Origin of the sequence: Cellulophaga algicola DSM 14237 (assembly GCF_000186265.1) — a bacterium.
Lineage (GTDB): Bacteria > Bacteroidota > Bacteroidia > Flavobacteriales > Flavobacteriaceae > Cellulophaga > Cellulophaga algicola.
This window is the reverse complement of record NC_014934.1, coordinates 3,547,293-3,567,772: the sequence shown is the minus strand read 5'-3', so window position 1 is coordinate 3,567,772 and position 20,480 is coordinate 3,547,293. Positions and strand designations below refer to the sequence as shown.

The 20,480-nt window shown below is 34.0% G+C and carries 17 protein-coding genes; 8 read left to right on the top strand and 9 right to left on the bottom strand.

Features of this window, described 5'->3' with window-relative positions; translation table 11 throughout:
• Complete coding sequence (locus CELAL_RS15555) at positions 1-1,182, bottom strand: N-acetylmuramoyl-L-alanine amidase family protein (RefSeq protein WP_013551847.1); 1,182 nt, start codon at positions 1,180-1,182, stop codon at positions 1-3.
• Between the two features lie 97 nt (positions 1,183-1,279).
• On the opposite strand from CELAL_RS15555, the gene CELAL_RS15550 reads away from it, so the two are divergent.
• Together CELAL_RS15550 and CELAL_RS15545 are read left to right on the top strand one after the other, a co-directional pair.
• Complete coding sequence (locus tag CELAL_RS15550; protein ID WP_013551846.1) at positions 1,280-4,063, top strand: putative LPS assembly protein LptD; 2,784 nt, start codon at positions 1,280-1,282, stop codon at positions 4,061-4,063.
• Positions 4,064-4,076: 13 nt separating this feature from the next.
• The gene (locus tag CELAL_RS15545; RefSeq protein WP_013551845.1) at positions 4,077-4,457 is read left to right on the top strand and encodes a RidA family protein; all 381 of its coding nucleotides are present in this window, start codon (positions 4,077-4,079) and stop codon (positions 4,455-4,457) included.
• 96 nt (positions 4,458-4,553) lie between these two features.
• On the opposite strand, the gene CELAL_RS15540 is transcribed toward CELAL_RS15545, so the two are convergent.
• From CELAL_RS15540 to CELAL_RS15525, 4 genes are all read right to left on the bottom strand, one after another.
• Positions 4,554-5,405: a hypothetical protein gene (locus tag CELAL_RS15540; protein WP_013551844.1), complete on the bottom strand. Its 852-nt coding sequence runs from the start codon at positions 5,403-5,405 to the stop codon at positions 4,554-4,556.
• A 71-nt stretch (positions 5,406-5,476) separates the two neighbouring features.
• Positions 5,477-6,478 carry a type I glyceraldehyde-3-phosphate dehydrogenase gene (gene gap, locus CELAL_RS15535; RefSeq protein WP_013551843.1) on the bottom strand — a complete coding sequence of 334 codons (1,002 nt, stop codon included), beginning with the start codon at positions 6,476-6,478 and terminating at the stop codon, positions 5,477-5,479.
• Positions 6,479-6,513: 35 nt separating this feature from the next.
• Complete coding sequence (gene pfkA / locus CELAL_RS15530) at positions 6,514-7,500, bottom strand: 6-phosphofructokinase (protein WP_013551842.1); 987 nt, start codon at positions 7,498-7,500, stop codon at positions 6,514-6,516.
• A gap of 158 nt (positions 7,501-7,658) precedes the next feature.
• Positions 7,659-12,065 carry a translocation/assembly module TamB domain-containing protein gene (locus CELAL_RS15525; RefSeq protein ID WP_013551841.1) on the bottom strand — a complete coding sequence of 1,469 codons (4,407 nt, stop codon included), beginning with the start codon at positions 12,063-12,065 and terminating at the stop codon, positions 7,659-7,661.
• 108 nt (positions 12,066-12,173) lie between these two features.
• On the opposite strand from CELAL_RS15525, the gene tsaD reads away from it, so the two are divergent.
• From tsaD to CELAL_RS15510, 3 genes are read left to right on the top strand one after another with little or no spacing between them, the layout of a single operon-like run.
• Positions 12,174-13,211, top strand: a complete 1,038-nt coding sequence (gene tsaD, locus CELAL_RS15520) for a tRNA (adenosine(37)-N6)-threonylcarbamoyltransferase complex transferase subunit TsaD (RefSeq protein ID WP_013551840.1) — start codon at positions 12,174-12,176, stop codon at positions 13,209-13,211.
• Complete coding sequence (locus tag CELAL_RS15515; RefSeq protein ID WP_013551839.1) at positions 13,211-13,549, top strand: TfoX/Sxy family protein; 339 nt, start codon at positions 13,211-13,213, stop codon at positions 13,547-13,549. Before tsaD ends, CELAL_RS15515 begins: the two co-directional genes overlap by 1 nt.
• A gap of 13 nt (positions 13,550-13,562) precedes the next feature.
• Entirely contained in the window at positions 13,563-14,279 is a 717-nt protein-coding gene (locus CELAL_RS15510; protein ID WP_013551838.1) for a 16S rRNA (uracil(1498)-N(3))-methyltransferase, read from the top strand.
• 27 nt (positions 14,280-14,306) lie between these two features.
• Here CELAL_RS15510 and CELAL_RS15505 read toward each other — a convergent pair whose 3' ends face one another.
• Complete coding sequence (locus tag CELAL_RS15505; RefSeq protein ID WP_013551837.1) at positions 14,307-15,080, bottom strand: DUF1223 domain-containing protein; 774 nt, start codon at positions 15,078-15,080, stop codon at positions 14,307-14,309.
• A 40-nt stretch (positions 15,081-15,120) separates the two neighbouring features.
• Here CELAL_RS15505 and CELAL_RS15500 point away from each other — a divergent pair, with 40 nt between their 5' ends.
• Genes CELAL_RS15500 through CELAL_RS15490 form a run of 3 tightly spaced genes read left to right on the top strand, consistent with a single transcriptional unit; the run spans position 15,121 to position 18,052 of the window.
• Entirely contained in the window at positions 15,121-15,762 is a 642-nt protein-coding gene (locus tag CELAL_RS15500; RefSeq protein ID WP_013551836.1) for a DUF4159 domain-containing protein, read from the top strand.
• Positions 15,763-15,765: 3 nt separating this feature from the next.
• Complete coding sequence (locus tag CELAL_RS15495; protein ID WP_013551835.1) at positions 15,766-16,866, top strand: AI-2E family transporter; 1,101 nt, start codon at positions 15,766-15,768, stop codon at positions 16,864-16,866.
• A gap of 7 nt (positions 16,867-16,873) precedes the next feature.
• Complete coding sequence (locus CELAL_RS15490) at positions 16,874-18,052, top strand: THUMP-like domain-containing protein (RefSeq protein WP_013551834.1); 1,179 nt, start codon at positions 16,874-16,876, stop codon at positions 18,050-18,052.
• 6 nt (positions 18,053-18,058) lie between these two features.
• On the opposite strand, the gene CELAL_RS15485 is transcribed toward CELAL_RS15490, so the two are convergent.
• The 3 genes from CELAL_RS15485 to CELAL_RS15475 are packed head-to-tail and all read right to left on the bottom strand — an operon-like array spanning position 18,059 to position 20,477.
• Positions 18,059-18,973, bottom strand: a complete 915-nt coding sequence (locus tag CELAL_RS15485) for an alpha/beta hydrolase (RefSeq protein ID WP_013551833.1) — start codon at positions 18,971-18,973, stop codon at positions 18,059-18,061.
• Positions 18,974-18,984: 11 nt separating this feature from the next.
• Positions 18,985-19,725, bottom strand: coding sequence for a M15 family metallopeptidase (locus tag CELAL_RS15480; RefSeq protein ID WP_013551832.1), 741 nt, complete (start codon positions 19,723-19,725; stop codon positions 18,985-18,987).
• A gap of 35 nt (positions 19,726-19,760) precedes the next feature.
• Complete coding sequence (locus CELAL_RS15475) at positions 19,761-20,477, bottom strand: gluconate 2-dehydrogenase subunit 3 family protein (protein WP_013551831.1); 717 nt, start codon at positions 20,475-20,477, stop codon at positions 19,761-19,763.
• Positions 20,478-20,480: the final 3 nt, after the last annotated feature.

Below are 20,480 nucleotides of genomic sequence, written 5' to 3'. Positions count from 1 at the left end.
CTATTTGATAGCTTCTTTGATATTGATTCTGCTGCCATTTTTATAGGCTACTACATAAGCACCTTTATACCCCTTATCTTCTGCATCTTTCCTTAAGGTATTTGCATAGTCGTACGATGATGTACTCCCATACATGTATCTATAAATATTTTTAAAAGCTTCTTTTGATATATTATTTAATCCTTTAAAATTAGCAGAAGCTATACCTAAATCTTTAGAACTTGCCATTATTTGCACCTTAAAGACAAACTCAGCCTTTGGCGCTTCTTTTGCGACAGCTGGAGCTACCTTAGGAGCTACTGTAGGTTTCTCTACAACCTTTGGCTCCTCCTTTACTACTTTTTCTGCAACAACAATTTCAGGTTCGGGTTGTTTCATCATGCTATTTTGATCACTTACATTTAGACTTATTGATTTTTTATACTGAAGAATAGCATTAGCAATCGCGTCTCCCATCTCACCTTGTCCTTTTGTAGAATTTAAATATGTTCCTTCTGGTTTATGTGTTAAAAAGCCAGTTTCTACTAAAACACTTGGCATAAAGGTTTGATGCAACACAATAAAACCTGCTTGCTTAACTTTACGATCCACTCTACTTAGTTTCCCCGTAAAATTATCTTGCATGGCTTTAGCCAACATTATACTTTGATCTAAAAACTCTTCTTGCATAATAGTTAAACCAATAACGGATTCAGGAGAGTTAATGTTGTATGCAGCATAACGCGATTCATAATTATCTTCTAAATATATGGATGAGTTTTCTTTTTTTGCAATTTCAAAATTTTGTTTATTGGCATGAAGACCTAAAACAAATGTTCCTGCACCATGCGCTTCTGAAGTATGAGAATCACAATGTACTGAAACAAAAAGATTAGCATTTGCCTTATTCGCAATTTCTCCTCGTTTGTACAAATCAACGAAAGTATCATCATCTCTAGTATAGATTACTTTTATGCCTTTATGTTTAGACAACATCTCACCAACTCTTAAAACTATTTTTAAGGCAATGTTTTTCTCTAAAAAACCATTGCCTAAATTCCCAGGATCATGCCCTCCATGACCCGCATCTAAAACAACAATAAAAGGCTCTTGAACTGGGGTAATTTTGTCATTTCCACTAAATGAAGTAAGCGTAAAACCTATTAATAAAACTAATAGTGGATAAAAACAATTCTTATGCATATGTAATTATATTTGTAATATTGGTTAAATTTATTGTAATGTATCCTATACAGAACAAAAAATATATGTAAGTTTGGCTCCTATTCTCTAGTTAATAATGACAAGACAAACTATTACAAAAATAGGATTAATAGCCTTGCAATCAAACAAACAACATCTACTTTTAATTTTACTGCTATTTGGCAGTATTTCTTGCCTATTTAGTCAGGAAGGAAAAGTTATTGTTATACCTGTAAAATCTATAGCGGACTCCGTTAAAATTTCTGCAACAACAGATTTTTCTGCTATCGCCATTAGAGATAGTATTCAAACGGACTCAATTCCTGCCGATTCTATTCGAAAAAAAGAAACACTTTTATTAGACAAGATCAAATACAAAGCCAAAGATTACGTAAAGCTTAGTCAAAAAGATCAGAAAATATATTTATACAATGAGGCCGAAATTCTATACCAAGATACCGAACTTAAGGCTGGCATCATCACCATGGATTATATTAAAAACGAAGTCTATGCAGGAAGAATTAAAGATTCTTTAGGTAATTACACGCAGACCCCCTATTTTAAACAAGCAGATAATGTGGTAATTCCCGATTCTATTCGTTTTAATTTTGATTCACAAAAGGCGCTAATATGGAACTCTAGAACCGAACAACAAGCAGGCTTAGGCTCTTTAGGGAGTGATGCTATGAAAGTGTATGCTGAGATTACAAAAAAAGAGAATGATTCTGTTTATTTTTTGAGCAAAGGTAAACTAACCACCTCAAAAGACACTGTAAACCCTGATTACTATATTTTAATAAATAAAGCAAAGTTTGTTCCTAAAAAGAAAGTTATAGCAGGTTTTAGCAATATGTACATAGCAGACATACCCACTCCGATAGCTTTACCTTTTGCTTATTTCCCTATGAGTACAGGAAGAACTGGAGGCTTAATTTTCCCTACTTTTGGTAGTGTTGATGACCGCGGATATTTTATACAAAACGGAGGGTATTATTTGCCTATTAGTGATTATGCTGATTTAGAACTTACAGGAGATTTATATACCAACGGAAGTTATGGTCTAAATTCTAGATCTGTCTATGTAAAACGTTATAAGTACCGAGGAGGGTTTAACTTACAATATCAAAATATTATAAACAGTCAAAAAGGATTTGATGACTACAGTAGGTCTACAAGTTACAATATTCAATGGAACCATTCTCAAGATCAAAAATCGAATCCAAACTCTACTTTTTCAGCATCTGTTAACCTAGGAAGTAGCCAATATTATCAAAACTCTTTGCGTTTACAAGATATTGCCAACACACAGAATAACACTTTAAGTTCCTCCATATCTTACTCTAAGACATTTCCTGAGTACCCCTCTGTAAACATGAGTTTAACAGCTTCTCACAGTCAATTAACAAGTACAGCTGTCACCGATGACAATATAGATATGACCTTACCTACTTTTCAAGCGAGTATGGAACGTATTTATCCTTTTGTAAAAAGAGATGGTATAAAAAAAGGCGCTATTGAAAATATAAATTTTCAATATGATGTAAATGCACAAAATAGGTTAACCACCAATGACGAAGACTTTTTAACCGGTAAAATGTTTGATAATGCGCGTATAGGTTTAAAACATAACATTCCCATAAGCACCAATTTCAAGGTCGCTAAATACTTAAGTGTTTCTATGGGGGGTACTTATGAAGATGTGTGGTCTTTACAAACCTATAACCAAACTTATGATAATGATGCATCGGCAATTGTACGAGATACCATTCAAGGGTTTGACCGTTTTAATAGCTATAATTTATCTACTAGTATTGGTACAACAGTCTATGGTACATTTACTCGCGGTGAAGACAAAAAAATACAAGCAATTCGTCATGTCATGAGGCCAAGTATTAGTTACGGCTATACCCCCGCTTTTGATCAATACTATGATGATTTATATGACTCCGATGGCGCACCAAGAACTGATAGTAATGGCGATATTACCCGATATACCCGTTTTAACGGAACTTTATATGGCGTTCCAAGTCTAAGCAAATCTAACGCCGTAAGCTTTTCTCTTGCCAACACCTTAGAGGCTAAAGTTAAATCTAAAGACTCTACTGACCTAGAGCCTAAAAAAATTGACATCCTAAAAAACTTAAATTTTTCTACAAGTTATAATTTTAATGCAGATTCTTTAAAATTAAGTCCCATTAGTGTTAGTGGTGGTACCGCTATTTTAAACAGCAAAATGTCTATAAATTTTGCAGGAACATTAGATCCTTATGCTATTGATAATAATGGAACTAGAATAAATACCTTTAATAAGGCTAACGGCGGTAGCTTATTTAGATTAACCACAGCCAGAGCTAATATGAGTTATAGTCTTTCTAGCAAAGATTTTCAAAAAGACAATAAGGACAAAGAGAAAGAAGGCGAAAACAAATACGATTATGCTGCTGCCAGTGGCGGAAGAACAGATGATCTTTTTGGAGATGCTGATTTTAGTAGCAATAGAAGACCCGGAGAAGATGAGGATGAAGAAGAGCGTGAAACTAAATATTACTCCAATACAATTCCTTGGGATCTGCGCTTAGCCTATACCGTTGGGTATACCAACCCTAATAGGCAAAATAGCATTAACAGCCACAGTTTAATGTTTTCTGGAAATATTGAATTAACTCCTAAATGGAAAGTTGGCGCCTCTTCTGGGTATGACCTTGTAAATAAAGGTTTTTCTATTACACAATTGCGTTTCCAAAGAGAATTAGGTAGTTTTAATCTTAGATTTAACTGGACTCCTTTTGGAACCTACGAACGTTGGGACTTCTTTATCGGAATATCTAGTTCAATTTTGCAAGATATTAAATGGGATAAACAAAGTAGAAGAAGTAATTAATACGCTAAAAAAGATGAAAAAAATAATAAATACACCGAATGCTCCTGCTCCAATAGGACCTTATAATCAAGCTGTTTTAGCAGGCAACACCTTATATATCTCTGGACAAATCCCTATAGACCCAAAAACAGGAAATTTGATAGAAGGCGACATTCAAAAAGAAACTAAGCAATCTATGGAGAATTTAAAAGCGATTCTTGAAGAGGCAGGAATGACTTTTGAGCATGTAATTAAAGCGTCTATTTTTGTTAAGGATATGAATCAGTTTGCGAAAATTAACGAAGTTTACGGCACTTATTTTGATGCTGAAACTGCTCCCGCAAGAGAAACGGTAGAGGTTGCTAACTTACCAAAATTTGTGAATGTAGAAATTTCAATGATTGCCATGTTATAGACTAACAAAGTTGTCTGAATAGAAAAAGCATCTAAGAATTAATTCTTAGATGCTTTTTAATTTATACCCGATTAAACGACAAGCGCTTACTTTTATTTAAATAGATTTTTGGTGAAATTTCACCAAACCATCAATTGGTTTCTGTAAAATTTGCCCGACAATTAAATCATTACGCTCCAAGGCTTTTTTAAGTTCGTCACGTAAAAAATACGCAATACTCCCTACAAACGATACTGGCACTTTCGTCGCCAAATCAAACTGCATGATATAATTATTTATAAACTGTTGGAAACCTTTTTCAATAACACCTTTACAGTATGCATTTTCTTTATTTTCAACAATAAAGCGTGCAAAAGTAGCTAAATAGGTGTTTGGATTGGGTTGTTTGTAAAGATTCTCTTTAATCACATCTGCTTCCAAATTATATTCACTAGCAAATTTCTCTGCTAATTCTTTTGGCATTTTATTAAAATAATAATCTCTTATTAATTTTCTTCCGAAAAAGTTACCACTACCATCATCCATAGGAATATACCCTAATGAAGTTACCTTTTGATGTAATTTTTCACCATCATAATAACTACAATTAGATCCCGTTCCTAGAATACACACAATACTTTGATCTCCTATATTCGTAGTCGCATACACTGCAGCATATGTATCCTCACAGACCTCAGCTATTGCATTAGGAAAAAAAGATTTAAAAATATCTTTCAATAAAGTTTGCATTCTTTCCGTTCCACAACCTGCACCGTAAAAGTACAAAGCGGTAACATCTTCTCTATTTTTAGAAAGTTCAAAATTATTCGCCAACCTATCTTCTATAACGGGTCTCGTTAACACTTCTGGACTCAACCCTAGAGTTTGCGTTAAAAAAAGTCTTTCGCCTTTTTCTGTTAAAGCAATCCAATCAGATTTTGTTGCGCCACTATCTACAATTAATATCATATGTATTGGGTAGTAAAAAAAATCCTGAAAGTAACCTTTAGATTACGATCAGGATTTATTAAGATTAAAAATTATAATTTTGCTACGTGCTGAACTAAATCTAACATTTTGTTAGAGAAACCAGCCTCGTTATCATACCAAGATATTAATTTGAAGAATTTAGAGTTTAACTCAATTCCTGCACCTGCATCAAAAATACTTGTTCTAGCATCTCCAATGAAATCTTGAGAAACTACAGCTTCTTCAGTATATCCTAAAATCCCTTTTAACTCTCCTTCAGAAGCAGCTTTAAAAACTTTCTTAATTTCTTCGTAAGAAGTTTCTTTTTGTAAACGAACCGTTAAATCAACAACAGAAACATCGGCAGTTGGTACTCTAAAAGCCATTCCTGTAAGTTTTCCTTTTAAAGCAGGAATTACTTTTGTTACAGCTACAGCTGCACCAGTAGAAGCAGGTATAATGTTTAACATTGCACTACGACCACCTCTCCAGTCTTTTCTAGAAGGACCATCAACTGTCATTTGTGTTGCAGTTGTTGCGTGTACTGTAGTCATTAAAGCTTCATCGATACCAAAGTTATCATTTAAAACTTTTGCTAAAGGCGCTAAACAGTTTGTAGTACAAGATGCATTAGATACGATAGTATCAGATGCTTTAGCATCTTTATGGTTTACACCCATTACAAACATAGGAGCATCTTTAGAAGGAGCAGATATAACTACTTTCTTAGCACCACCATCAATATGGTATTGAGCTGTTTCTAAGGTTGTGAAAATACCTGTACATTCTGCAACAATTTCTGCACCTACAGCATCCCACTTACATTCTTTAGGATCTCTTTCTGCAGTAATACGAACTGTTTTACCATTCACTACTAAATGACCATCTTTTGTTTCAACAGTACCATCAAACTTACCATGAACAGAATCGTATTTTAATAAGTATGCTAAGTGCTCTACATCTAATAAATCATTAATTGCAACAACATCTACACCCTCTCTGGCAACACTAGTTCTAAATACTAATCTACCTATTCTACCGAATCCGTTAATTCCTATTTTCAAATTTGACATTTTCTAATTATTTGTTATTATTATTTGTTTTATTATTATACAGTCATAATATCTGAAACTCGCATAAGCTCCTTATCTATCTTCGTATGACCTTTTATGGCTTTACTAATTGGCGTAAGCGTAATCTTATTGTCTTGAATACCTACCATTAAACTGGATTTGCCTTCTAAAAGTGCTTCAACAGCCTTTACACCCATTCTACTTGCCAGAACTCTATCAAAACAAGAAGGGGACCCTCCTCTTTGCATATGCCCTAGAACAGAAACCCTACAGTCATATATTGGCAAGTGTTCCTCTACATATTCTTTAAGCTCAAAAACATTCTTACCGGTCTTATCTCCTTCTGCAACCACAACGATACTAGAAGATTTACCTGATGCTTTACTACGTTTTAAAGATTCTAATAAACGCTCTAATCCTAAATTCTCTTCAGGAATTAGAATTTCTTCTGCACCTGCACCTACTCCTGCGTTTAATGCAATATGACCAACATCGCGGCCCATTACCTCAACGAAAAACAAACGGTTGTGAGAACTAGCAGTATCTCTAATTTTATCGATAACTTCTACTACAGTATTTAATGCAGTATCAAAACCTAAGGTATAAGTTGTACCAAAAATATCATTATCAATAGTTCCTGGAATTCCTATAATAGGCACATTATATTCTTTATGAAAAATTAAAGCTCCTGTAAAACTTCCATCTCCACCTATTACCACTAAACCATCGATGCCTGCTGATTGAAGTTGGTCGTAGGCTTTTTTTCTACCTTCTTTAGTCTGAAACTCCAAAGAACGAGCAGACTTTAAAATGGTACCTCCTTTATTTATAATATTATTTACGCTTCTAGCATCCATTGGTTTGAAGTCTCCTTCAATCATCCCTTGGTAGCCACGATAAATCCCCATGCAATCTATTTTCATATATGCACAAGTACGCACTACAGACCTTATTGCTGCGTTCATTCCAGGAGAATCTCCCCCAGATGTAAATACACCTATTTTTTTTATCTCCACAGTCATTTACTTCTATAAGAAACAAATTTAGCAAACTTTTTGGATTTAAATAAGCTATGAAACCCTTTATTTATAATAGTTACAAGCTATAACGTTTTCGTAACAAAGAGTTACAGAAAAAAAGGAAATTGAACACATCTTTCAAATAACTCAGATGCATTTTCTTACGATTTTGCCTTAGGCTTAAAGCGCATAAGGCTATCTTTTGCCATTTCCGTCCGAATAGAATCGGACGCTATTGTTTTTTGTTTTTTTGGTTTTGGAGCAAATAATTTACTTTTTAGCTCTCCAAAAGAATTAAAATCTACCTGATAAGATAAACCAACGCCTTGGGTATAGCCTTGCGTATCTCCTATAAGCTGTTCATCTGCAGTCTCACGATTAAATACTTTTCCTTTTAAGGAACCATCTTCATTAAACAAGTATTGCAATTCAAAATCTCCCCCAACATTTGAATTTGTAAGTCCGTCTCCTCCTCCTACTGGAATACCAACACTACCACTCAATAACCATTTTTCACTTATATTGGTTGCAAAATTAAATATCGCCTTATTCTCCGTCTGATAACTAGAACTTGCACTAGTCCCTTGCTCATAAGAGAAGCCAATATCTAGATTATCATCATTGTTATCTATCACTGAATTTAAAATCCCTGAAGCAGACTGCAATAAGTTCCCTGTTAATGCTTGTTGATTAAAGCTACCATTTGCTTCATTTACAAAAGTACCTTGCGCTAATAAGAAAAAAGCATTGTTTGCTGTTACTGTTGGATCTTGAAGTTTATAAGCTAACTCCGACTTAATAACGGAACTGGCCGATGGAAAATCTATTTCATACTCTATCGTAGGGTGCTCAAGAGACTCTGACAAGCTAATGATGACATTAGTGGCTATTCTCTTGGTATAATCTGAATTATCTAATAAGGGTGCTGGATTTGCATTTAAAGAATAAACTGCTTGCATTTTTAATTGCGCATCTAAAGGATCGCCCTCCCAATTTATAGTACCTCCAGGTACTACTTTAAATGTTTTATCTATAACTCCACCTAATTTAAATCTATATTCCCCAGTTACCACAACAAAATCTCCGTTCATGATAAATTTATCATTGGTATTAAGCTCTATTTGCACTAAGCCTGCCCCGGTACCCTTTAAGCTACTTCCTGTATTTTGATCTACAATAATTTCTACTTCGGCATCTGGTGTAATATCTAAATCAAAGGTTAATTCTAAACCTTCGTATTTTTTTTCATTACCTCCCATTTCCTTTTCTTCTATTTTATTTTTGCTGATAAAATTTATAAAGGAATAATCTCCAACACTGGCGACATCACTAATTGGAATTTTTAGAGATGTTCCTTTAGCCGTTTCTCCTTCTACATTTATTGTCAATGCCGTGGTGGGTCCATAGATACGTCCTTTACCATTTAAATATCCAGCTCCATAATACAATTGCTCTTCATCAAAACTGGTATTCAAAATTAAGAACCTTTTGTTATTCGTATCCACATTAAGATCTAAATCCCAATCCTTAAAAAAGTTATGATTGATAACCCCGGTTAAAGAAGCCTTTGTCTTATGCAATACATCTGTAAGTTGAATGTTCTGAAAATCAAAAGTTTGATCTGATAATACCACTTGCGAATTAAAGCCAAAATCATAATCTACATTCAAATATGGAATACCTAGTCCGGCATTAGAAAGGTTTAATACGCCTGAAATATCAGGATTATCTATCCTACCTTCTATCTTGGCATTACCAGACACATACCCTCGAATATTAGAAAGTATAGGCTCCCCCAACGGAGCAAATGGTTCTAGATTAAAATCATTAAATGTAGCCATTAAATCTGCTAAGGTATTTTTACCACTTATATCTAGACTTCCATTTACATCTAAACGATCTACCCCTTTATCTGTTAACCGTGTATTTAGCGTTATCTTGGTTAAATTTTTATTCCCAACAGCATCTATCATAAGATCTCCTAAATGAATATCATTGATAGAAAAATCTGCAATATCTAAATTAGAGGTTGGTCTGTAGACATTATTTTTTTGACGAATGTGCAAGGTACCATCTACCTTCCCATCCAATCTTAAGCTATCTATTCTAGGTGTAATCTTGTCTAAGGACACTATATTAAACTCTAACTGTAAATCTTTATACGTAGAATCGGCAATTTGCCCTCTTAAGCGTATTTGCTCATTGTTTTCATTATTCATCACAATCTCCTCTATAGTGATGCTATCCAATGTACTATTTAAAATAACCTTATTATGAGAGTCGCCCTCTTTATTGAGCATCCATTTATTCCCCTTAAAACTTACATCAGATGTTTTTAAACCAATGACAGATTTACGTTGGTCATTAAAGGTATGGTAGAAGTTTAAATTAAATTTATCACTAAAATCTTTTCCTCCTTTAAATTCGGTCCTAAAAAACAGGGTGTCTTTTAAGGTGGTATTAATAAGATTAAAATCTTTTACGTCATAGTAACTCGTAGATAAATCTGCAACAGATACAAAGGTATTAAAAAGCGGATTTTTATTATCAATCTTAATATCTAGACTATCTAACGTATTTCCGTAAGCCTTAATACTGGGCGACTTAAAATTCAGCTTAAAATCCCCTTTATCCGCAATAATATTTCCTCTAATAAACGTATTTGCACCAAAAGCCACTTCTGGCAGAAAGACTTCTACAATCTTATTATAAATCTTAAAATTAAAGGCTAATTCTTGACCTTCAGAAACTTCAAAAGGCTTGAAATTCGTATAGATGCTACCGACAGAATTTGCAGCTAATTTACCCAGCTCTGCCACCTTAAACTTCCCCTTCATGTATCCTGTAATGATATCTGGAGAATTTATATCAATATACCGCACTTGATTTTCTTCAAAACGAGAAGACACTTTAAAGTCATCAAAATAGTAGGTGTCATTTTTATTTTGATAACTGGTTCTAGAAAATTTTATATCTCCAACGATGTTATCTAAGGTATTCCCTACAATGTCCATATTAACATTCCCCTTAAAGATAGAAACGCTATCTTTTATAAAGTTTAGCTTTCGGAAATCTGCATATTCTACGTCTGCAATAAAATTGAAGTTATTTTGTGCATCAGAAAAATCTGCCAACCCTTTAAAGGTAAACTTCATATTTTCATCCTTAGAAACCAATAAACCATCAAAAAGTTGTTCTTTTAAAATTCCAGATACTTTTAAATTTTGATAATTATAATTATTAAAATTGATGGAATACACATCTCCAATAACTTCTGTATTCAAGGTTTCTTTAACAAACCCCTCACCCTCCACATTCAAATCAAAGGTAGCGTTCCCTAATTCTTCACTGCCTACAAAATACCCTAAATCAAAATCTATCAAAGAGAAGAAACCTTTATAAGAAGCATTGTCTATATCCTGAATGCCAATCATTTCTAAATCTGAATAACTACTCCCAATCGCTGTGTTTAAATTGACTTTAGAATTTATCGTATTTTCTGTTACTGTTGCTTGACCACGAATAGTAAATTCCCCCAAACGCTCAAATGACGAAGGTATATTCTCTCCTAAAAGTCTAGGCATTAAACTTCTCAGCTGAAAATAGCTACTCGATATATTCTTGATCTGAGCTTCCATTACAAATGGATTATCATTCTTAAATAAATTTTTAAAATTAAAATCCCCACGCACCCCTGTGTTGTCTGAAGTAAGAAATAAATCATCTAGCGTTAAATCATTTAAAACACCACTAAATTTTGAAGAAAAATAAGCTTCTTTGTTTTTTCCAAATTCATCATACAAATGGTTTATTTCATTAAACGAGAGTTTAGAATCTGCAAAGTCCGCCGTAAATTTCACTTTATTAACGAAATCTAAGAAATCTCCTGGACCATAATCCATTATTAAGCTTCCTTTTAAATCAGATTCTTTAGACTTTATTTCTAATGAATCGAAGGTCATTTGCTCTTTAGTATATTTAAATGAAGTAGCCATATGTACCACTTCCAAATCGCGTTTACTCTTAAACGCTAAATTCTGTATATTGGTAGTAACCTCAGGGCCTAATATTTTTAAAGCCTCTGCATCAATACTTAAATCGGTAAAATTTAAGACATCAGAATTTTCTAAATTTTCATCTATAAAAGTGAATTTACTATTTTCGATTACCACATCTGTTGCCGTAAACAAAAAAGGTGGTGTTGCTGGATCTCTTGGCTTACCATCATCTAGTTTATCAATAAAGACATTGATATTAGAACTGGTTTCACCTTTATACGTTTTTAGCTTAAAATTAAGGTCATCAATTGTAATTTTCCCAAATTCCAAATCTCCATTAATAAGATTTTTAATACTCAAAATTGAAGTATTTAGCTTCTTAACATAAAAAAGTGTGTCTTTTTGGTAATCTCTAATAAACACACCTTTCAAATCTGTATCCCAAGTAATAAAAGAAACTTTAAGCTTATCTAAAGAAATATCTGTTTTATACTTGTCGTTAATAGATTTGGTAACCTTTTCTGCTAATGAAGTCTGTACTACTGGGAGCGAAAAAACAAGCGTCGTCAAAACACAGATAATAAAAATTACCAGCAGGAAGCGAACTATTATTTTAACCAGTTTTTTGATAGGACTATTATGTTTTATCTTTGCACTCCAATTATTATTCCAATTTACATGGAAAACGAAACAATTTATATACTTGCCATTGAGTCTTCTTGTGATGACACTTCTGCTGCTGTTTTACACAACAATAAAAGACTCAGTAACGTGGTCGCAACACAAAAAATTCATGAAGAATATGGCGGTGTTGTTCCTGAACTTGCGTCAAGAGCACACCAACAAAACATAGTTCCCGTAGTTCATCAAGCGTTAGCTAAGGCAAATATCGATAAAAAACAGTTATCCGCCATAGCTTTTACACGCGGACCTGGACTTATGGGTTCATTATTAGTAGGAACCTCCTTTGCTAAGTCCTTAGCACTGGGTTTAAACATCCCATTAATTGAAGTAAATCATATGCAAGCGCATATTTTAGCGCATTTTATTGAAGAAGAAAATACTAAAAAACCAGCGTTTCCTTTTTTAGCAATGACAATTAGCGGTGGTCATACCCAAATTGTGCTTGTACGCGATTATTTTGATATGGAAATTCTAGGTCAGACTCTTGATGATGCGGTAGGCGAAGCTTTTGATAAATCTGCCAAAATATTAGGGCTACCTTATCCTGGTGGTCCATTGATTGACAAGTATGCGCAATTAGGGAATCCTAAAGCTTTTCCATTCCCTAAACCCAAAGTAGGCGAACTAGATTTTAGCTTTAGCGGTTTAAAGACCAGCATTCTCTATTTCTGTCAAAAAAAGGTAAAAGAGAACCCTAATTTCTTAGTAGAAAATAGAGATGATATTTGCGCCTCTATACAATACACCATAATAGATATTTTAATGTCTAAGCTTAAAAAAGCGGTAAAACAAACTGGCGTAAAAAGAATTGCAATAGGTGGTGGTGTTTCTGCAAACTCAGGGATCAGAAAAGCCTTAGTAGATGCAGAACAGCGATACGGATGGGAAACGTTTATTCCTAAATTTGAATACTGCACGGATAATGCTGCGATGATTGGCATAGTTGGGTATTTAAAATACAAAAAAAAGCTATTTTCAAATCAAGACATCAGCGCGAAAGCTCGTTATGTACTTACTGATTCTGAAAAATAATGGCCTATAACGAATACCTCTCTAAACGTATTGAAGCATCTTTTGCCTATTTTCCTAAGGAAATTTCTAGTGAGATTATTCCCAAAAGAATGTTTGGCGGCATTGCTTTTCTATACAAAGGAAAAATGACGATTGGCGTTATAAAACAAGATTTAATGGTCCGAGTGTTGAGCTCAAAAATGGAGGATATTTTAAAAAAAGAATATGTTCGTCCTATGGATTTCACAAAGAAACCGATTAAAGAATTTATTTACGTGAGTTCTAATGGCATAAAAACAGAAGAAGAATTACAATTCTATATCGAGCTTGGTCTAGAACACGCGCTAACTAAAATTTAATACAACCAAAAGCATGCAACTTTTTTACAATCCAGATATAAATCAAGATACCCCTGAGTTTATTTTTCCGACCGAAGAGAGCAAACACATTGTAAAAGTACTCCGAAAAAAAGAGGGCGACATACTACATCTCACCAATGGAAAAGGATATCTTTTTGAAGCTGAAATTTTACGCGCAGATTTACGCAAATGTGCCGTAAAAATAATTAAAGAAACTTATCATAAAAAAAATAGTCCAGCATTACATTTAGTAGTAGCGCCTACAAAAATGAACGACCGTTATGAATGGTTTTTAGAAAAAGCAACAGAAATTGGCGTTACAGAAATAACTCCTATTATTTGTGATAATTCAGAACGGAAAGTTTTAAAATTAGACCGTATGGAAAAGGTCTTACAGGCTGCCATGAAACAGTCGCTACAGTTTCATAAGCCAATATTAAATGAACCAATTAGTGCCAAAACATTTATAGAACAAAACAACCCCACCCACCAAGAAGAGCAACAATTTTTTATAGCTCATTGTGAGGAAACTGAAAAAATAGATTTAAAAGAGCGTTTAATACCTAGCCATAACGCCCTTATACTTATTGGTCCAGAAGGAGATTTTAGTACTTCTGAAATAGAAATAGCATTAAGATTAGGCTATAAGCCCGTTTCTTTGGGTGAAAACCGACTCAGAACAGAAACAGCGGCTATTTTTGCTTGTGCCACCATGAAATTAATCAACTAAGATAAGATCAAACATAAAAATACTGCCCTACCTATTTACACTTATTTTAGTAGCACCCGTAATATCAAGCGCACTGTTTTCAGCAATAAGTACTAATGAGATTTTTTCGTTTGGAAGTACACTATCAGGGATTTGAATAGCTTCGCTATTGTTCGTTTTTAGATTTAAATACTTTTCTGCAACGACTATATTACTATTTACTAAGGTTCTATTTCTATTTTCACCACGTTTCACTTCGGTAACTCTCTTATCTAAAACCAATACGACTCTCAGTTTTTTATTAGACAAATCTCCCGTAATCTCATAATCAAAATTAATTGTATTCACACTAGCCTTTACATAAGTAAGAGTAAGCTTATTACTAGGTTTTATTTTTTTATATGTATTGATATTTGCATACATTTCTGATGAATTAGACCCTACAAAATGCGTTACGCCGTTCACTACCACTTGCGGCGTATAATTACTCCTATTTTTAAATTTATAATTATAGGCCGTTTGTTTTTTTGTATAGATAGCTTTACTAAATGGATCTTTCCAGCCTATATAATTCCAATAATCTACATGATAAGATAACGGTATAACTTCTTCACTAAATTCTTTTTTCACTTGATCTAGCAAAACATCTGCAGGTGGGCAACTAGAGCACCCTTGTGAAGTGTACAAGGCTACAACCACAACACCTTGATTTTTATTAACAGGTAAATTTACCGACTCTACTCCGGGATTAAATGCAATTTTAAATGATGTAATCGCAAAACTTATTAAAAGTAATCCTAAAATTATCCCTTTATTCTTCATAATATTTTAAATTTGAAACTATACAGAATGTCGATTTTACATGAAAGTACTTACCCTTTTAGTTATTTTTATTAGTTTTTTAACAACGAACGCACAAGAAATCGCAATATTAAAGTATAATGGCGGCGGAGATTGGTATGCAAATCCTACAGCATTACCTAACTTAATTAAGTTTTGCAATACCAATATTGGCACTACGCTAAATGAGAAACCAGAAATCGTAGAAGCAAGCAGTCCTGAGTTGTTTCAATATCCTTTTCTACATATGACGGGTCATGGTAATGTGTTTTTTTCTCAAGAAGATGCAGACAACCTAAGAACCTATTTATTAGGCGGAGGATTTTTACATATTGATGACAATTACGGTATGGAACCGTATTTACGAAAAGAACTCAATAAAGTTTTCCCAGACAAAGAACTTGTAGAATTAAGCGCTGAAAATGCCATCTTTGAACAAACCTATAGTTTCCCAAAAGGCTTGCCTAAAATTCATGAGCACGACGGAAAAAGACCGCAAGCTTTTGGTATCTTTCACGAAAACAAACTCCTACTACTGTTTACTTTTGAAAGTGATTTAGGTGATGGTTGGGAAGACCCTCAGGTTCACAATGATCCTGAAGAAGTACGACTAAAGGCACTGCAAATGGGTGCCAATATTATTCAGTATGTTTTTAAAAATTAAGTAATGACTTCAAAAATTATATCAAGTGGCATTTTAAGAGCCCTAGGCATCATAGCCGCTATCTTACTTACCTTGTTCTTCCTTTACAAAATACAATCTGTTATAGCGTATTTATGTATCGCTGCAGTAATTGCATTAATAGGCAGACCTATCGTAATTTTTATCCGTAAACGTTTAAAAGCTCCTAATACTGTAGCCGTAATTCTTACTATGGTTTTAATGGTAGGTTTATTATCTGGAATCATTGCATTATTTATTCCATTGCTCACCGAACAAGGGAAAAACTTATCACTATTAGACATTAATCAACTACAAGAAAATATCAACGATTTATACAATCAGGTTACGCAATATTTTAGTTCTTCTCCAGAGAAAGTAACCAAAATGTTAGAAGAATCTCATCTCGAGAAAAACATATTCGAAGGCTTAGATGTAGGATTTATTCCGAATTTTTTAAATACCTTTTTAGATGTTTTAAGCACAGCTAGTATTGGATTATTTTCTGTTCTTTTTATTTCATTCTTCTTTCTTAAAGATAGCAATCTTTTGCAAAACGGACTCCTAATGTTCATGCCAAATGAAAAAGAGGGGAAGATGAAAAACTCTATTTTAAAGATAAACGATTTACTTTCTAGGTACTTTGTTGGACTCCTTATCCAGTTGTTTATTCTATTTGTTATCTATACCATTACCTTGCTTTTAGTAGGTATCGAAAATGCCATTGTAATTGCATTTTTATGTGCCCTATTTAACATCATCCCTTACATAGGACCAATCATTGGTGGCGTGCTTATGATTGTACTTACTATGACCACAAATTTAGATGCTGATTTTAGTACGATAATCTTGCCTAAAGCAGGCTACGTTGTCATAGGATTACTCATTGGACAGTTGATCGATAATTTCTTTTCGCAACCCTTTATTTTCTCTAACAGCGTAAAATCTCACCCTTTAGAAATATTCTTAATCATCATCATAGCTGGCTTATTATTCGGAATCGTAGGAATGATTGTCGCCGTACCTGGATACACTGTACTTAAGGTAATATTAAAAGAATTTTTATCTGAAAATAAGATTGTAAAATCACTCACCAATAACTTATAGTATCACTTTGAATAAAAATATATTAAATACTGGTGTTCAAGAATTTATATCTAAAAATTGGAATACTGACATCATGTCAGTATTACTTAAAAAACAACAATTTACAGCAGTAACTCAAAAAGAGCTCGTAGAACAGCTAGAGGCCAAAAAAAAGTGCAAAGAAAAGCTCTTTACTTGGTTTAACACTCCTAAAACTTACTACCCTAATAAATTGAATATTGAGCAAACCTCATCGGAAAATACTGCCCAATATAAGGCAAATTTAGTGAACGGAAATACATTGCTAGACCTTACTGGAGGCTTTGGTGTAGACAGCTTCTTTTTTAGTCAAAAAATCAAAGAAGTTTACCATTGTGAATTGGATAAAAATCTCTCTGAAATTGCACGCTATAATTTTGATATTTTAGGCAAAAAAAACATTAGCTGTATTCCTGAAAATGGATTGGATTTTTTAACAAAAACGAATTTGGATTTGGACTGGATTTTCATAGATCCTTCCCGAAGAAATGATGCTAAAGAAAAAGTGTTTTTCCTATCGGATTGCCTCCCGAATGTTCCAGAGAACTTAGCACTTCTTTTTTCAAAATCTAATCATCTTCTAATTAAGACTTCTCCTCTATTAGATTTTACGATTGGCATCAATGAACTGAAATTCGTAAAGGAAATTCAGGTGGTTGCCTTGCAAAATGATGTAAAAGAATTACTCTGGATTTTAGAGAAAAATTACGACAAAGAAATCACCGTCAAAACGATCAATCTTTTAAAAAATACAACAGAGACATTTGACTTTATTTTAAACAAAGAAAGAGCTATGGTTTCTAGCCTCTCTGAGCCACTTAGCTATCTTTACGAGCCCAATAGTGCTATTCTAAAATCAGGTGCTTTTAAGAGTGTCGGAAATCATTTTAAGCTATACAAATTACAGGAACATAGTCACCTTTATACCTCTAATGAATTGGTAGATTTTCCTGGAAGAGTATTTAAAGTAGCTGCGGTTATCCCTTTCAATAAGAAAGAAATTCAAAAACTGAAGATTACCAAAGCCAATATCACCACACGAAATTTCCCAGAGCCCGTAGCTTCCATTCGCAAAAAATTTAAAATCAAAGATGGTGGCGATATGTACCTATTCTTCACTACGGACAGTACCGATAAATTAGTGCTTTTAAAATGCTTTAAAGTCTAAGGGTTATCACTTCAATGTAGCCATCCAAGTCATAAGCTGATTAGGCCAATCTTTTAAAAACTCATCATGAAGTCCTAAACCAAATCCATGTCCGCCTTTCGGGTAGACAAAAAGGGTAACGGGAACTTTGTGTGCTTTTAAAGCGGTATAAAACAGCAAACTATTTTCAACAGGAACCACGGTATCATCTGTAGCATGCACTAAAAATGTAGGTGGTGTATGTGTCGTTACTTGGGTTTCATTTGAAAATGCTTCCACCTGGTCATCGGATGGTTTTTTTCCTAAGAGCGCGTTTTTAGATCCTTGGTGGGTCTGCTCTTTCATAGTAATCACAGGATAAATTAAAGCCATAAAATCTGGTCTTGCGCTTAGCTCATCTACAGGGTCCTGTTTTTCATAAACAATTTCATCATAATGCGTTCCTAGCGTTGATGCCAAGTGCCCACCTGCAGAAAAACCAATGATACCAATTTCATTAGGATTAATATGCCATGTTGAGGCATTTTCCCTAGTAATACGCATAGCCCGTTGTGCATCTTGTAGTGGCACTTTATAGGCCTCTGTTAAAGATTTAGAATTTGGTAATCTAGATTTTACAACAATAGCAGCTATGCCTTTAGCGTTTAAAAATTTGGCAACGTCTGTACCTTCCCAATCGTATGCCAAAAAATGATAGCCTCCTCCCGGAAATATGAGTACAGCCTTTCCTGTAGCACTCCTTTTCGCTGGCAGAAAAACTTCTATTATAGGTTTTTGCACCAAACTAATCCGTAAAATTTCTTCGGAATCTTCTACTTCCTTCTCATCGGTTGCTATTCGATTAGGAATTTCTTTAGTCCAAATGGGCAGTATCGTATCCTGAGCATTCCCTAGCATATACATAAACAACAACAGCAAAAAAAATACTTTATTTTTATTCATGATTTATATTCTTAAGACGCACAATCCCATTTAAAATTAGCAATTTTAGCATTACTACCTGCACTTAAATTGTAATGCCACCATTCTGTTCTAATGGACCAAAACCCGAAAGATTCCATCGTTTTTTTCAAAATTTTACGGTGGTCTAGTATCTCTTGCGGTAAGTTTAGATTATCATGATACGCTTTCTTTCCAAAGAAATCAAAATCGGTTCCCATAGCTACATCGGCCCCTTCTAAAGTTACAAGTGTAATATCTACTGCTCCTCCCTTATTGTGGATAGACCCTTTTACAGGATTGGCAACATATTGCGGATTAGGAACAATCTCCCACATTTTGTATTGTACAGAATTTGGCCGGTAACAGTCATAAAATTTAATTTTATACCCCTTTTCCATAAAAGCTGCATTTGCTTTGAGCAGTGCTTTTGCTGTTTTCACTCGCGTATAACATTCCGCGCACTCATAAACTTTGGCTTTTAAAAAATTATTAGTGGTAGCATACCGCAAATCATACACAAAATCTGCACTATAATCTGCTAAACGAATAAATGTAGTATCTGCCAAGCCCGTTAAACTTTTTAGCTTAGGCTTCTGTGGTACTACAACAGATATTGTTATCGGTTTTTGATCCTCTTTTTCTACGACAACTTCTTGGACGTCACTTATAAGATCCCTTGTTTTATTTTCTTTACATCCAAAACACAAAAACAGTGTATTGATGGTGAGTACATAAAAAATAATTCTAAACATGAATAGTATTTAATTTGTTTGGCTCTGCGCTTTAATTAAGTCAGCAAGTTACCCTTTTCATCCCACTCTGCTTTTGTGTTCCGCTTACTTTGGTCTACACATTTTGCTAACCATTCATCTTCATACGCCACACCATGTTGTTTTAGCACATCGTTAGGAACACCATCCCATACATTTGGTGTATTACCCACATATCCTAAATCTTCAATTCCTATTTTTGACGTATAGTAGCCCGTTAATGTTAAGTTACGCATTAAGGAGAAAAACTGAACCTCTAAAGGTCTTTTAGACTCTGGCACTTCAACATTTGGGTAGGCAATGGTATCTAGTATTACTTTTTGCTGTTCTACCGTAGCTGTTTTGAATTCTACTCCAAAATCTTTATTGCTTTTATGATCCAACCACATGAACCCACCACGAATAGGGGTTTGAAATTTAGGATAATCTTTAGTCATAAATTCTATAAAGTCTGGGACACCAGCATCGGAAGCACTACCATAGCTATCATTTGCAGGAAGAATTAAATCTACTAACACCGTTAATGTTTCTAATTCGTGAGCATTTAAAAATTGTTCTGCATTAAGTTTAGCTATCTGCTCCTTTTCTTCTGGAGTTCTCCCAAAATAAGCTTCTGCTCCTGAGGCTATATTGTCTCCTGTTGGCTCCACATTTTCTGGCTTACACCCATTTAATGCCAAACCACCTGCTACTCCTCCTAAAATAAGTGATTTTATACTCTTTCTTCTATCCATCTT

What these genes read in the sequence shown, in the direction of transcription:
- CELAL_RS15555 (WP_013551847.1), bottom strand. Translation starts at nt 1,182, where the DNA reads ATGCATAAGAATTGTTTTTATCCACTATTAGTTTTATTAATAGGTTTT.
- CELAL_RS15550 (WP_013551846.1), top strand. Translation starts at nt 1,280, where the DNA reads ATGACAAGACAAACTATTACAAAAATAGGATTAATAGCCTTGCAATCA.
- CELAL_RS15545 (WP_013551845.1), top strand. Translation starts at nt 4,077, where the DNA reads ATGAAAAAAATAATAAATACACCGAATGCTCCTGCTCCAATAGGACCT.
- CELAL_RS15540 (WP_013551844.1), bottom strand. Translation starts at nt 5,405, where the DNA reads ATGATATTAATTGTAGATAGTGGCGCAACAAAATCTGATTGGATTGCT.
- gap (WP_013551843.1), bottom strand. Translation starts at nt 6,478, where the DNA reads ATGTCAAATTTGAAAATAGGAATTAACGGATTCGGTAGAATAGGTAGA.
- pfkA (WP_013551842.1), bottom strand. Translation starts at nt 7,500, where the DNA reads ATGACTGTGGAGATAAAAAAAATAGGTGTATTTACATCTGGGGGAGAT.
- tsaD (WP_013551840.1), top strand. Translation starts at nt 12,174, where the DNA reads ATGGAAAACGAAACAATTTATATACTTGCCATTGAGTCTTCTTGTGAT.
- CELAL_RS15515 (WP_013551839.1), top strand. Translation starts at nt 13,211, where the DNA reads ATGGCCTATAACGAATACCTCTCTAAACGTATTGAAGCATCTTTTGCC.
- CELAL_RS15510 (WP_013551838.1), top strand. Translation starts at nt 13,563, where the DNA reads ATGCAACTTTTTTACAATCCAGATATAAATCAAGATACCCCTGAGTTT.
- CELAL_RS15505 (WP_013551837.1), bottom strand. Translation starts at nt 15,080, where the DNA reads ATGAAGAATAAAGGGATAATTTTAGGATTACTTTTAATAAGTTTTGCG.
- CELAL_RS15500 (WP_013551836.1), top strand. Translation starts at nt 15,121, where the DNA reads ATGAAAGTACTTACCCTTTTAGTTATTTTTATTAGTTTTTTAACAACG.
- CELAL_RS15495 (WP_013551835.1), top strand. Translation starts at nt 15,766, where the DNA reads ATGACTTCAAAAATTATATCAAGTGGCATTTTAAGAGCCCTAGGCATC.
- CELAL_RS15485 (WP_013551833.1), bottom strand. Translation starts at nt 18,973, where the DNA reads ATGAATAAAAATAAAGTATTTTTTTTGCTGTTGTTGTTTATGTATATG.
- CELAL_RS15480 (WP_013551832.1), bottom strand. Translation starts at nt 19,725, where the DNA reads ATGTTTAGAATTATTTTTTATGTACTCACCATCAATACACTGTTTTTG.
- CELAL_RS15475 (WP_013551831.1), bottom strand. Translation starts at nt 20,477, where the DNA reads ATGGATAGAAGAAAGAGTATAAAATCACTTATTTTAGGAGGAGTAGCA.